Genomic DNA, 13,886 nt, shown 5'->3' with positions numbered 1-13,886 from the left:
GCGACCCTAAAGTTGGTTAAACCAAGCATTATGGCTCTAAACATATTTAAAAAAGTCAGCACCCGCTTCCGGATCTCACTGGGGCTTTCCAGCATGCTGGTGAGCCTTGTTTTATTCGCAGCATTGTTGGGGTTGGTTCCTGACCGGAATGCCGCTATCCGCGATGGCCGCGCTCTGTTTGCGGAATCTGTCGCGGTTAATAGTTCTATTTTTATAACCACCTCGGATATCCGGCGCATGGACACGATACTTCAGGTGCTCGTTGACCGGAACGAGGATCTGCTTTCAGCAGCCGTTCGGCATGCCGATGGACGCCTTATGACTGTGATTGGCGAGCATCAACGTCTGTGGCAAGACAGCGGCGAAAATACCTCGCGGGACGGACAGATTGTCGTGCCCATATACGAAGGGCAGCAACAGTGGGGGCAGGTCGAGCTTTCATTTGAACCACTGTTACCAAACCAGTGGTACGGATGGATCTATCATCCGGTCGTGATGCTGATGGCGTTTCTCTCTATTGCAGGGTTTATTCTGTACTATCTCTACATGGGCAAAATGCTCAAGCAACTGGACCCGTCACAGGCCATCCCTGACCGGGTGCGATCTGCACTGGACACTATGGCGGAAGGTTTGCTGGTGATTGATGCCAAGCAGAATATTGTGCTCGCCAACCAAGCGTTCTCCAACATTCCATCGGTCAACCCGGATAAACTCATCGGCTTACAGGTTTCGCGGTTCGGTTGGCTGAATCAGGAAAATGAAAAGCTTGATAAAGAGCAAGCGCCCTGGACCAGGACACTGGACGATGCCGTCGTTCGGACGGCAGAGGTCGTCCGGCTGGCCATTGGAGAAAACGAGACACGAACATTTATGTTGAACTGCTCACCCGTGCTGACTGGTAGCGGCAAACCGGCAGGTGCGCTGATCAGTTTTGATGACATTACCGAGCTTGAGAAAAAGGAAATCGAGCTGCGGCTATCCCGGGATGAAGCTGAACAGGCGAATCGATTCAAGAGTGAGTTTTTGGCGAACATGAGCCATGAGATCCGCACGCCCATGAACGCCATACTCGGCTTCGCTGAGGTTCTGAAACGAGGGTACGATCGTAACAGCAAGGACAGTATTCGTTACCTGAACACCATATCCTCCAGTGGAAACCACCTGTTGGGACTGATCAACGATATCCTGGACCTTTCCAAGGTCGAAGCCGGTCGCATTGAAATCGAAAAAGTTCATACGCCTGTACATACGATCATTCAGGAAGTGATCCAGATTATGCGGGTTAAGGCGGATGAGAAACAGATTTCTCTTGAATACCAGGCAGATGGCCCGTTACCGGCAACTATCGAAACCGATGCCGCCAAACTTCGTCAGATCATCACCAACCTGGTCGGCAACGCTATTAAATTCACAGATCGCGGCGGTATTGTTGTTACTTCGCGATTTGAGTCTGCAGTAACTGGTCCCATGGTGCACATTTCGGTTCGTGATTCAGGGATCGGCATGACCGAACAGCAGGCCCTCGCGGTGTTCAATCCTTTCACTCAGGCAGACAGCTCTATCACGCGCAGGTTTGGCGGAACAGGCCTGGGGCTAACCATCAGTAAGAGTTTCGCTGAAGCAATGGGGGGTGATATACGGGTCGTCAGTAAAGAGGGAGAAGGCTCGGATTTCCAGGTCACGGTTCCTGCCGGGAACATCGGCAGTGTTGGACTGCTGTCGGTGGAAGAGATTATGTCGATGGATTGGGCCGAACAAACTGACGCGGCTGTGCGTTGGAAGTTTACAGAAGCGACTGCGCTGGTCGTTGATGATGGCGAAGAGAACCGTGATCTTCTCAAGGTCGTTATGTCGGATGCGGGCGTTCAAGTCTTTACCGCGGAGAATGGTCAGCAGGCCCTGGACTTTCTGGCGCAGCAAACCGTCGACGTGGTCTTGATGGATGTGCAGATGCCTGTCATGGATGGTTTAACGGCGGCCGGGATTATGAGAGAACGTTATCCTCACCTTCCTGTGATTGCATTGACGGCTGATGCCATGAGTGGGGTCCAGCAGCAGTGCCTGTCCGCCGGATACAGTGACTATCTGAGTAAGCCTGTCGATATAGATCTGTTAATGGAGCGGCTTGGCAACTACCTGACTGGTAGCCGGGTAGATGCTGGGCAAATGATTGACGACAAGCTGCAGGACAATGTGGGCTGGGTAGCAGATGCTGCACAAGAAGAAAAGATTCACTCTTCGCTGCCGGTTCATAAAGAGCAGTTCCGTCGTATTGTCGAAAAGTTCATTGAGCGCATGCATGGACAGGTTGAGGTGATAGGTAGTGCATGGCGAGACAGGGATTATGATCGCCTGAAGAAGCTCGGGCATTGGTTGAAAGGCTCATCGGGCTCGGTAGGGTTTCAACAACTGATGCGGGCAGGAAGCGACTTGGAGCAGTACGCGATCGATCGCAATGATGAAAAGCTTGAGTCAACCATTGAACAGATTGGTGCGTTTGTAGGTCAGATGGAGGTGGCTCCCGGGACCGAAACCAGGCAAAGGCAATCAGCGAAAGTACAGAGCATACAGAAAGACTATGCCATTCCGGATAAGGTATTGTGTCGACTACCGGTGACCAGTCCGCGTCTTCGTCCGATCATTGAGCGATTTCTTGAGCAACTTGACGACTGGCTTGGTCAAATCGATGCCGAGTTGGAAAGAGAAGACTGTGAGCACATCCATAAGTTCGCGCAATGGCTTAAAGCCTCGGGTGGGTCAGTAGGGTTCGATGCATTCACTGAACCTGCGAAAGATCTGGCCAATCATTGCCAGGAAGAGGAATTAGACGACATTAGGTATACGATCGGGGTCATTAAAACCTTGAGTTCCCGCATTGACATCGACAAAGAATAATTCGATTTGAGCTTCATGGCAGATGAGAAGTTTAACTTTGCAAAACAGAGATTGGGTGAGGTAATGGAATCTACGATCATGTTGGTAGACGACGAACCCGTCATGCTAGATATCGTGCAGGCGCTCCTGGAAGAGTCCGGATACCAACACTTCGTGGCGGTTGAAAATTCCACCGATGCGATGTCGAAAATGGAGGCATCGAACCCGGATATCATGCTGCTGGATCTCGATATGCCGGAGTTAGATGGGTTTCAGGTTCTTGAGCAGGTACGAAACCACAAAAAGTTCTCTCACCTGCCGGTCATTATTCTTACCAGTGCAGAAGACGCAGCAAGCAAGCTCAAGGCTCTTGAGCTCGGCGCAACTGACTTTCTTTCCAAGCCTGTTGATCCCAGCGAACTGGGGCTGAGGGTGCGCAATACCTTATCTGCAAAAGCCTATCGGGATCAGCTTGCTTATTATGACAGCCTTACTGGCTTGCCAAACCGCAATCTGTTCCTTGACCGTTTGTTCTGGTCGATGGAAAACGCCAAACGAACGGGCACCCAATTGGTTTTGCTGGATATAGGTTTAGACCGCTTCAGGAAGATCTACGAGACACTGGGCATGTCTGCTGGCGACTCTATGTTGCAAGATGTGGCTCTGCGGCTGCAAAAGGTAATCCGTACCAGTGACCTCATAAGTCATGGTCAGGGGCGAGGAAGCCAGGAAAATGTGGCGAGGATTTCGGGCGAGGAATTCTCCGTTGTCCTGTCTGGTGTGTCGCAGCTGGATAGGACTTCGATGATTTGTAAGCGGATTATTGAAGAAGTTGAGAAGCCGCTCGAATTCAAAGGTCGAGAATATTACTTGAGTGCAGGGGTTGGGATGTCAGTCTACCCGGACGACGGCGAGGACGTCGAGTCCCTGGTTAAGTACGCCAGTGCGGCGAGAGAGCATGCCAAAGTGCAGGGCGCCGGAAAATATCTCTTTTATTCTGGAGAAATGAATGCCCAAGCACTGACGGTCATCAATATGGAGGCTGAACTCAAGAATGCGCTCAAGAACAATGAATTCGAACTCGTATATCAACCCAAAGTCGATGGTTCGACGGGAAGAACCGTTGGAGTCGAGAGCCTGATTCGTTGGAACCACCCGCAAAGAGGCAGGGTAGCTCCATTTGAATTTATATCAGTAGCTGAAAGCACGGGCTTGATCGTTTCGATTGGGAACTGGGTTTTGAAGGAGGCCTGTTCCCAAATGAGCCATCTGCACGGACTCGGCTATGACGACCTGACGGTTTCGGTCAATGTTGCCGCCTTGCAATTCGAAGACGAAGGATTCAAAGCTTCGATCGTATCGGCACTGGATCAAAGCGGGCTTAACCCCGAAAGCCTGATTCTCGAAATTACCGAAAGCACTTTGATGGGTGACGTTGACCGGATCGTAGATCTGATGGAAGAGGTTATTGAATTGGGGGTCTCTTTTTCAGTTGATGACTTCGGTACGGGGTACTCTTCTCTTAGCTACCTCAAACGTTTTCCAATCAGTGAGCTCAAGATTGATCGATCGTTTTTGTTAGGCATTTCGACTGAGGATGACGATCGCTCTATCGTGCAGGCGATCATTACTCTTGCCCACAGTCTTAATCAGAGGGTGGTTGCAGAAGGTGTGGAAGAGAAAATTCAGCTGGAATTTCTGCAACAAAATGGATGCGATGTTATACAGGGCTACTATTTTAGTAAGCCGTTAGAGACAAGGGGGCTGATTGATTATCTGGCTTGATCAAAAGTAGACGTGTTCGGTGGGCACAGAGTGCCCAGTGTCAAACGTCCATTCCTGCCGCCACACCTGAGGCCCATGCCCACTGGAAGTTATGGCCGCCAAGGTGACCGGTCACATCGACTACTTCGCCAATAAAATACAGGTTAGGTCGCTCCAGTGCCGACATAGTTTTGGAGGATAGCTGGCGGGTGTCGACGCCACCGAGTGTTACTTCCGCCGTTCGATAGCCCTCGGTGCCAGCGGGTTTGATTGACCACTGGCCCAGAACACCGGCTACCTGCTCAATATCGTTGTTCTTGTAACTCTGCAGTGGGCCTGTCCAACCCTGCAATTCATTGAACGCCTGGGCGAACCGTTTTGGCAGGTGCTGGATCAGGTAGTTTGCAATGGTGGACTGTGGACGGGCTTTCCGCAGGTTCAGCAGGTCTTCCTTAACACGGCAAGCTGGCAGCAGGTTGATGGCCAGTCGGTCACCTGGTGCCCAGAAGCTGGAGATCTGGAGCATGGCCGGGCCGCTGAGTCCGCGATGAGTGACCAACATGGGTTCCCGGAAATGCTGGTTGTGACATTGCACATCAACCGGGCAACTGATGCCTGAAAGAGGTGCGAGCTGTTCTTTCAGCTCCGGCTGCAGGGTAAAGGGCACCAGGCCTGCACGGGTGGGCAGCGTATTCAGGCCGAACTGTTCAGCAGTCCGGTAACCAAACGCGGTGGCACCCATGGTGGGGATCGACAAACCGCCGGTGGCTATTACCAGAGATCCGCAGGTGAGGTCGCCGGAGCCGACGCGCAAACGGTATCCCGCGTCGGTTTCGGAAATGCTATCGACAGCTGCCTTCATTCTGACTTCTGCGCCCGCCCAGTCGCATTCCGTTAGCAGCATGTTAACTATGTCTTTTGCACTGTCTTTGCAGAACAGCTGGCCGGCGGCTTTTTCTTCGTGTTCAATGCCGTGTCGTTCAACAAGGTCGAGAAAATTCTGTGGGGTATAGCGTTTGAGGGCGGAGATACAGAAGCGCGGATTGTCTGATAGAAAATTGGCAGGCGTGCTATTCAGGTTGGTAAAGTTGCAGCGCCCGCCACCGGACATGAGGATTTTCTTGCCCGGCTTGTTGGCGTGATCAATTACCAGTACTTTGCGCCCACGGTATCCGGCCGTTGCCGCACACATAAGGCCAGCGGCGCCGGCGCCGATAATAATCACATCGTACTGGTTACTGGAACTTGCCGTCATTGCTAGTTGCTGTCCGCCGGTTGGTTAATGTTGCGCGCAGTATACCAGCCTAGAGGCAGCAGTATGGTTCATTCCAGATGGACAGCTCCCTCCATGTAGAATGCAGCCTGCCCCGCAATAGCGACACGATCGCCTTTTAATTCGCAGCGTAATACGCCGCCACGGGCAGATAGTTGCCGCGCTTCCAGCCTGGTTTTGCCGAGTTTTTCGGCCCAGTAGGGCACCAGAACACTGTGGATAGAGCCGGTAACCGGGTCCTCATCAATGCCCGAGCCGGGTGCAAAGTACCGGCTTACAAAGTCGGCGGTCTCACCGGGTGCGGTGATAATCACCCCTTGATTGCCGAGTTGTTTGAGTTTTCGCATGTCCGGCTGTGCGGCTTTCACTGCAGCCTCATTTTCCAGAACAACCATGTAGTTGGCGTCGTTCGGCACGTAGAAGGCTGTTTCTGGTGCACTCTCAAAGGCCTCGCTGATGGTTGTTGGTATTTTTTGTTCCTCAATCTGAAGGTTGGGGAAGTCCAGCGTTAGCCAGCCGTCTGCGCTCCGATGGACGCCCAGAGGTCCACTTTTTGAGTGGAATCGAATCTTTTTTTCGGGCCAGCCAAGTTTGTTGAAAATAACCCAGGCGCTGGCGAGTGTGGCGTGGCCGCAGAGAGGCACCTCAACACCTGGTGTAAACCAGCGGATGTGAAAGTCTGCGTCGTTAGCCCCGTTTTTACGCACAAAGAATGCCGTCTCCGACAAGTTATTCTCGGCGGCGAGTGCCTGTAAGGTTTCGTCTGGAAGCCATGCTTCCAGAGGCATGACGGCGGCCGGATTGCCTTTGAATATTTCGCTGGTAAATGCGTCTACCTGATAGATGGGGTAACTCATGCGCTGTCCTCCGGGTTTCTTATGCTTAGGGTGGAGCTATTATCAACCGGTGTAAGCGATCATAACAGATTCAGATTGACCGACTTTGAACCGGTACAGTGTGATAAATTCATCAACTGTACTTTGGGTTTTTCCGGTATCTGTGTGGTTCCGGTCTGATGTGAATTTTTGGTGACAGGAGAGCGCGCGGCATGGGTGTCTTATACCACCAGGTAGCAGACAGGCTTCAGGCTCTGATTCTCGATGGCGTATATAGAGACGGGGACAGGTTGCCGGGAGTGCGAGTGCTGAGCAAACAGTTCGGCGTGAGCATTTCGACGGTTCTGCAGGCACACCAGACACTCGAGGGCCGAGGCTATCTCCAGGCCCGGGCGCGCAGTGGTTATTTTGTACGTTTACCGACAGTTGATGCTCCCGAGCCGGTGATGCACAAGCACAGAAATCGCCCGGTTCCCGTCTCGGCCAGGGAGATGACACTGGAGTTATGTGCTGACGAACAAAAGCGTATGGTGCCGCTGGCTACTGCTATTCCCCATCCTGATTACCTGCCGTTACGACAGATTCAGCAATGCACCCTATGGGCGGCGCGCCGTGGCCTTGAAACACTTGATTATGCCTTTCCCGGCAAAGAGTCGTTTCGTAGGCAGATTGCGCAACGCATGGCGTCTGTGGGGGTCGCGGTTCCGCCGGATGATGTGCTTGTTACCAACGGCGCGCAGGAAGCGATTATTCTTGGGCTGCGCGCGGTTACTCAACCTGGGGATATAGTTGCGATAGAGTCGCCATCCTTCCCGGGTATCTTGCAGGCGTTGGAGGTGGTTGGGTTGCGTGCGATGGAAATACCGACTCATCCATCGGAAGGTTTCAGCCTCGAAGGCCTGCAGTTGGCTCTGGAGCAGTGGCCATTAAGGGCATGTGTCGTAGTAACCAATCACAGCAACCCTATGGGCGCCCGAATGCCGGATGAGCGCAAGAAACAGCTGGTGTCGATGCTGGACGCCGCCGGAGTGCCGTTGATTGAGGATGATATTTATGGCGATCTTTACCACACGGGTGAAAGGCCGAGGCCTGCGAAGGCCTTTGATCGCACGGGTAACGTTATCTATTGCAACTCCTTTTCGAAAACCGTTTCCCCGGGCTTGAGGCTTGGCTGGATGCTGCCAGGGCGTTATATGGCCAGTGCCAGACAGCAAAAGTACTTTTCCAATCTGGCTACGTCTTCCATTCCGCAACTGGCCGTGGCGCGCTTTCTGGAGCAGGGTGGTTATGATCGATATCTGCGTTCTGCCCGGCAGAATTACCGGGAGGCCACGGAGCGCATGAGGGCTGCCGTGGCGAGGTCGTTTCCTGTCGGTACCGCGGTGAGCCGGCCCAAGGGCGGCTTTGCGCTCTGGGTGCAATTGCCTGCGGGTGTGTCGGGAACACGGGTCTATCAACGTGCCCGGGAGGAAAATATCAATGTGGCACCTGGCCTGATGTTTTCGATCTCAGGCAAATTCGAGTCCTGCATCAGGCTGAATGGAGCTAATCCCTGGAGCGAGTGTATTGACCAGGCCATCGCCCGGCTTGGTGCTCTGGCTCATGAGGAGCAGTCGCTGAGCTGCTGAAGAGAAGTGCCTTAAGTTCTTCAGGGTTCAGCGCGAAGGTGCAACGGATCAAGTAGCCCGGCGGTGATTGCAATACCCGTAACGTCGGGCAACCGCTCCCCCCCCAGGCGTTTCATCACACGAGCCCTGTACAGGTCGATAGTCTTTACGCTGACACCCAGCTGGCTGGCAATTTCCCGGCTGGTGTAACCTTGTGCCATCGGCAGAAAAACATCCCGTTCCCGACGGGTAAGTGCGGTAATCAGCTCGCCCGTCTGCTCGTCACCTAGTTGCAGATGACTGGATTGCTGGTGGGCTTCCAGTGCCTGCTGGACGCTGTCGAGAAGCAGTTGCTCGTTGAATGGTTTCTCAATGAAATCAAAGGCACCGGATTTGAATGCGCGCACTACAATAGGTACGTCCGCATGGCCGGAAACAAAAATGATCGGAAGCTTGATTCCCCGTTTTTGCAGTTCTTCCTGCACGTTAAGTCCACCCAGCCCCGGCATTCTTACATCGAGCACCACGCACCCCCCCTGGTGTTCTTCCAGGGCATCCAGAAACTTGCGGCCATCGCCGTATGCCTGAACATGCAGACCGACCGATTCCAGAAGCCACTGGGTTGATTCCAGCATGCCGGCGTCATCGTCGACAACGTAAACGGTGGGTGTATCCGGGGCGGTTTTTTCACTCATCGGTTGAGGTCTCCGAGTTTATTGTGCTCAGTTTTACGGATGTTGGTGGGAATCGGCAGGTCAGGGTGAGGCCGCCGGTTGAGGCTGGTTTCGCATCCAGAAACCCGCCAAAGCCTTCGACGATGGAGCGGCTCATGGATAACCCCAACCCCAGGCCATGGGGTTTGCTGGTATAAAAGGGTTGGAACATCTGGCGGATACCCTGATCATCAAGGCCCGGGCCTTCATCTGTAACTTCAATCAACGTTTCACCAGCTTCGTTCACCGAGGTTGAAAGCACCAGGGAAGAGCCTGAGTTGCTCATAAGTCTGCCGCGGGCCTCCTCGTTTGCTTCGATGCCGTTACGGATCAGGTTAATCAGTACCTGCTCCAGCAATACTGGATCTGCAATGATAGATGGCCCACAAGCGTCGGGAGCACAGACAATGTCCACATAGTTTTTGTCAGCTTCCCACTGACAAAGCCGGGCGACATTGGCGAGGGTCTGGTTCAGTGCAACCGTTGCAGTGCGCTTCTGGCCCTTGCGAAGAAAAGCGCGCAGCCGCTTGATTACCTCTGACGCCCGATTGGCATGATGGATGGTTTTTTTCAGGCCATCGCTGACTCGTTCGAAGTGTTCAGGGTTCGTCTCAGCGCTTTTTAGGTAACGCTGGCTGGCGCTGGCAAAATTGACGATGGTCGCCAGGGGCTGGTTCATTTCATGGGCGATACTCGAGGCGAGTTCACCAAGAGCGGCTAACCGTGCTGTACGCGCAAGCTCATCTGCAAGTTTGCGGCGGCTTTCTTCCGACTCTACTCTTGCGGTTATGTCTCTCGATACGCTAACCACCTCAACAACTGCGCCAGTATAGGTTTCTCGTATTGCGCGGCTTGCAATCTCGAACCAACGTTTGCTGCCATCAACATGGGTTATGTCCAGAGTCATGGTGGCGTAGCCATCGTCCCTCAGGGATACATGGCTTTCCATCAGTTGGCGAGCGGTGTTGTCGCTGTGAAAAATATCCTCCAGCGGCTTGCCTCTGAGTTCCTCAGGTGAATAACCGAGCAGGCGCCATGAAGCCGGAGTTGCATCGATAAATCGCCCGTCTGGAGCATGACGCGAAATGAGGTCGGTGGTGTTTTCGGTAATCAGCCGGTAAAGGCGGTTTGATCGGATGGCTTCATCGTGAGTCCGGACATCGTCTGTGGCATCCCTGCCGCGGGCGAGTACTTCCCCCGAATCGGGGGAGGGGATAAATGTCCACATGAGTATGGTGTTGTTGATCCGTGCTTCCACATTCTCAATTGCCCGGACCTGCGCCATTGTGGCTTTTACCAGCGCTTGTGTGTTTGTAGGGAGCAGGTCCACGGGAGACGACAAACGGTTTGCAACCTGCAAAGCCTCTGCAGCCCGATTGCTGTGCAAAAGAGTGGCATCGGCGCTTAATATCAGGCCGGGTTGCGGGTCTGCATCTGACAAACTAAAACCCATAGTAGGAAAGGAATCGCTCAATTAGGATGGAGTATGGTGTTATTACTATAATACGTTAGTGTAATTCCTAGAAATTGATCTATTAAATACTATTGTCGCCCGTGAAAGTATAGCGACTCCCGCGATTTTGCTAAACCCAACACAAGAACAATAGTCTTACACACAGAGGACCACACAATGACCTCGATTTTTGATCAGGACCTTGCGCCCGTCGGTGCCAACTACGCAGTTCAATCTCCCATTGATTTTATTGAACGCACTGCCAGTGTTTATCCCGATTATCCGTCCATTATTCATGGTGCTATCCGTTACAACTGGTCGGAGACGTATGAGCGTTCCCTGCGGTTGGCGTCAGCCCTGAAAGGTCGTGGAATTGGCCGAGGCGATACAGTTGCTGCCATGCTGCCCAATATTCCGGCGATGGTGGAGTGCCATTTCGGTGTACCCATGATCGGTGCAGTACTGAATACGCTGAATGTGCGTCTCGATGCTGAAGCCATTGCTTTTATGCTTGAACACGGCGAAGCCAAGGTTGTGATTGCAGACCGTGAATTTGGCGAGGTGGTACGTGATGCAGTCAGCCGTATGGAAGACAAGCCGCTGGTCATCGATGTTGACGATCCGGAATACGGTGAGGGTGTTCAGGTAAGTGACCTGGACTACGAAGCCTTTCTGAAAGAGGGCGACCCGCAGTTTCAGTGGAGCTTTCCGGAAAATGAATGGGATGCTATTTCACTGAACTATACCTCAGGAACCACCGGCAACCCCAAAGGTGTGGTTTATCACCACCGTGGTGCCTATATCAACTCGCTGGGTAATCAGACGGTTTGGTCGATGGGTATGCACCCGGTGTACCTGTGGACGCTGCCAATGTTCCATTGCAATGGCTGGTGCTTCCCCTGGACTGTTACGGCAATGGCGGGCACTCACGTTTGCTTGCGTCGCGTAGATCCGGAAAAGATTCTGAGTTTGATCAAGGAACACAAGGTCACGCACATGTGCGGCGCACCTATAGTGCTGAACGCATTGTTGAATGTGCCACCTGAATCCAAGGCAGGCATTACTCACGAAGTGCGCTCCATGATCGCAGGGGCTGCTCCGCCGGCTCAGGTAATTGGTGCTGTAGAAGAAATAGGCATCAAGATAACTCACGTGTATGGCCTGACCGAAGTTTATGGCCCGGTTACTGTCTGCGCCTGGAAGTCCAAGTGGGAAGAATTGCCCCTGGGTGAGCGAGCTCAGATTAAAGCCCGTCAGGGTGTTCGCTACCATACTCTGGCCGGCACAATGGTCGGGGATCCGAATACCATGGAAGCTGTGCCCAAAGATGGCAAAACCATTGGTGAGATCTTCCTTCGCGGCAACACTGTGATGAAGGGTTACCTGAAAAACCCGAAGGCGACTGATGAGGCTTTCCGCGGCGGATGGTTCCATACCGGAGACCTGGCTGTGTGGCACGAAGACGGCTATATGGAGATCAAGGATCGTCTGAAGGACATCATTATCTCTGGTGGCGAGAACATTTCGACCATCGAAGTGGAGGACACGCTGTATCGACACCCTTCCATATTGGAAGCTGCCGTTGTGGCGAGGCCGGATGAGAAGTGGGGGGAAACGCCCTGTGCGTTTGTAACCTTGAAGCCTGAAGCCGGAGATGTAAGCGAAGAAGACATTATCAACTTCTGTCGTGAGCACCTTGCCCGCTTCAAAGTGCCCAAGACTATTGTGTTCTCGGAGTTGCCTAAAACCTCCACGGGTAAAATCCAGAAGTTTGTGCTCAGAGACGAGGCCAAACAACTGGATTGACGCTCTGAACGGCAGCACCAGCCTGGTGCTGCCGGATACCGCTACAAAAACAACATAATCAGGCACGCGCTATGCGTATGCCCGGAGACCCTGTTATGCAAATGTTTCACCGTAAGAATGGCGAAGAGCAGCCGTTTTGGCCTGCTGGTCCTTTTAAAATCCGCCTTCCTTTTGTTCATTACCGCTGGGAATTTGCGGAGATGGTGCAAGCCCTGATCATGTTCGTGGTCAGCCTGGCTATGATTCCTTTATTGCAAAAATACCTGGGCGTTCCCTATGACGTAGCGCTTGCGTATGCGGTCATTTGTGGCATTGGGTTTATGCTGCCTGCGTTGTTGGGCGTTCCTCTTGTTCCTGGCTGGATAACGCCGGGTATTCCGGTGGTTCTGCTTTTTCTGAGCGACTTTGAACCCGGCCCCGAGGCCATTCAGGCAATGTTTGCTCTGCAGTTCCTGGTGTTTATTATTTTCCTTTTCCTCGGTGTTACCCGTTTGGGGAGCAAGCTGGTAGACCTGATACCCCGTTCCATGAAGGGTGGCATTATTATTGGTGCCGGTATCGCTGCGCTAATGGGTGAGATTGAGGCGGGTGGACGCCTCGCCAATACGCCCATATCGCTGATTGTTGGTGGCCTGGTGTGCCTGTACCTGATGTTCTCCGTGTCGTTTAAAGGTTTCGTAGAGAGCAATTCCATTGCCCGGAAAGTGGCCAACTACGGCATGGTGCCTGGCATGGTTGTCGCCATCCTGGTGGGGTTTGCAACTGGTGAATATGAGGTGCCAACGGTTGAGTGGGGCATTACAAAGCCGGCCTTTGATGAGCTGTGGAACTATCTGCCGTTTACAGTTGGCTTCCCCAACCCGGAGGTGTTCCTTTACGCCATTCCAACGGCGGTTATCGCTTATATTATTGCCTTTGGGGATATCGTAGTGGGTCAATCCCTGATGAATCGTGTGGACCATCTTCGCAAGGACGAAGATATCGATAACAGTATCGACCGCGTGCACCTGGTGACAGCTATCCGGAACGGCGGGCATGCGTTTTTTGCTCCTTACCCCGGTCTTGCTGGCCCAATCTGGACTGCCGTTACGGCAACCATGGCGGAGCGGTACAAGTACGGCCGCAACGCTATGGACTCTATTTATAGCGGTGGTGGCACCTTCTGGATTACCGGCTTTATTGCCCTGTTTATCCTGCCGCTGGTGAGCTTCTTCCAGCCGGTACTACCCATTGCCTTGTCCCTGACGCTTCTGTTGACCGGCTATATTTGCCTGATGGTTGGCCTCGAACAGCTGGAAAACAATACCGAGCGCGGCATTGCCGGCACCATGGGCGTCGTGCTGGCGGTGTATGGAGCAGGCTGGGGTCTTGGCACCGGTGTGGTTCTTTATCTGTTGATTGAACGGACCAAGCTGCTTGGCTTTACCTCAGACCCTGAAGCCCCTGGTTCCGTATCAGACGACAACCCCTGAATTGGTTGCTTCCGGTCCAGGCCGGGAGCAGTTCAAACCCTGTGTGTCTTTGGGGAGGCTAAAAGCCTCCCCTTTTTTGTTTGTGAAT

General features: G+C 53.1%; 9 protein-coding genes. 5 read left to right on the top strand and 4 right to left on the bottom strand.

Annotation, left to right across the window (positions count from 1 at the left end):
- Positions 1–30: 30 nt before the first annotated feature.
- Both Q4606_RS08420 and Q4606_RS08415 read left to right on the top strand, forming a co-directional pair.
- Positions 31–2,895: a response regulator gene (locus tag Q4606_RS08420; RefSeq protein WP_303607245.1), complete on the top strand. Its 2,865-nt coding sequence runs from the start codon at positions 31–33 to the stop codon at positions 2,893–2,895.
- 15 nt (positions 2,896–2,910) lie between these two features.
- Entirely contained in the window at positions 2,911–4,659 is a 1,749-nt protein-coding gene (locus Q4606_RS08415; RefSeq protein WP_303607244.1) for an EAL domain-containing response regulator, read from the top strand.
- Positions 4,660–4,699: 40 nt separating this feature from the next.
- Here the strand turns inward: Q4606_RS08415 and Q4606_RS08410 are convergent, their stop codons facing one another.
- Both Q4606_RS08410 and Q4606_RS08405 read right to left on the bottom strand, forming a co-directional pair.
- Positions 4,700–5,893, bottom strand: a complete 1,194-nt coding sequence (locus tag Q4606_RS08410) for an NAD(P)/FAD-dependent oxidoreductase (protein WP_303607243.1) — start codon at positions 5,891–5,893, stop codon at positions 4,700–4,702.
- A 68-nt stretch (positions 5,894–5,961) separates the two neighbouring features.
- The gene (locus Q4606_RS08405; RefSeq protein ID WP_303607242.1) at positions 5,962–6,768 is read right to left on the bottom strand and encodes a PhzF family phenazine biosynthesis protein; all 807 of its coding nucleotides are present in this window, start codon (positions 6,766–6,768) and stop codon (positions 5,962–5,964) included.
- Between the two features lie 191 nt (positions 6,769–6,959).
- Between Q4606_RS08405 and Q4606_RS08400 the strand changes: the two genes are divergently transcribed.
- Entirely contained in the window at positions 6,960–8,375 is a 1,416-nt protein-coding gene (locus tag Q4606_RS08400; protein ID WP_303607241.1) for a PLP-dependent aminotransferase family protein, read from the top strand.
- Positions 8,376–8,395: 20 nt separating this feature from the next.
- Here the strand turns inward: Q4606_RS08400 and Q4606_RS08395 are convergent, their stop codons facing one another.
- A complete protein-coding gene (locus Q4606_RS08395) occupies positions 8,396–9,049 on the bottom strand; it encodes a response regulator transcription factor (protein ID WP_303593779.1) in 654 nt (217 codons plus the stop codon).
- Complete coding sequence (locus Q4606_RS08390) at positions 9,042–10,520, bottom strand: PAS domain S-box protein (RefSeq protein ID WP_303607240.1); 1,479 nt, start codon at positions 10,518–10,520, stop codon at positions 9,042–9,044. The genes Q4606_RS08395 and Q4606_RS08390 overlap by 8 nt, the downstream gene beginning before the upstream one ends.
- Positions 10,521–10,697: 177 nt before the next feature.
- Between Q4606_RS08390 and Q4606_RS08385 the strand changes: the two genes are divergently transcribed.
- Both Q4606_RS08385 and Q4606_RS08380 read left to right on the top strand, forming a co-directional pair.
- The gene (locus tag Q4606_RS08385; RefSeq protein WP_303593775.1) at positions 10,698–12,326 is read left to right on the top strand and encodes an acyl-CoA synthetase; all 1,629 of its coding nucleotides are present in this window, start codon (positions 10,698–10,700) and stop codon (positions 12,324–12,326) included.
- 95 nt (positions 12,327–12,421) lie between these two features.
- Positions 12,422–13,798: a solute carrier family 23 protein gene (locus Q4606_RS08380; protein ID WP_303593774.1), complete on the top strand. Its 1,377-nt coding sequence runs from the start codon at positions 12,422–12,424 to the stop codon at positions 13,796–13,798.
- Positions 13,799–13,886: the final 88 nt, after the last annotated feature.

The organism is Marinobacter sp. 1_MG-2023 (assembly GCF_030549045.1).
Classification (GTDB): domain Bacteria; phylum Pseudomonadota; class Gammaproteobacteria; order Pseudomonadales; family Oleiphilaceae; genus Marinobacter.
The sequence above is the reverse complement of the archived record's forward strand: the minus strand, read 5'-3'. Positions and strand labels throughout refer to the sequence as shown.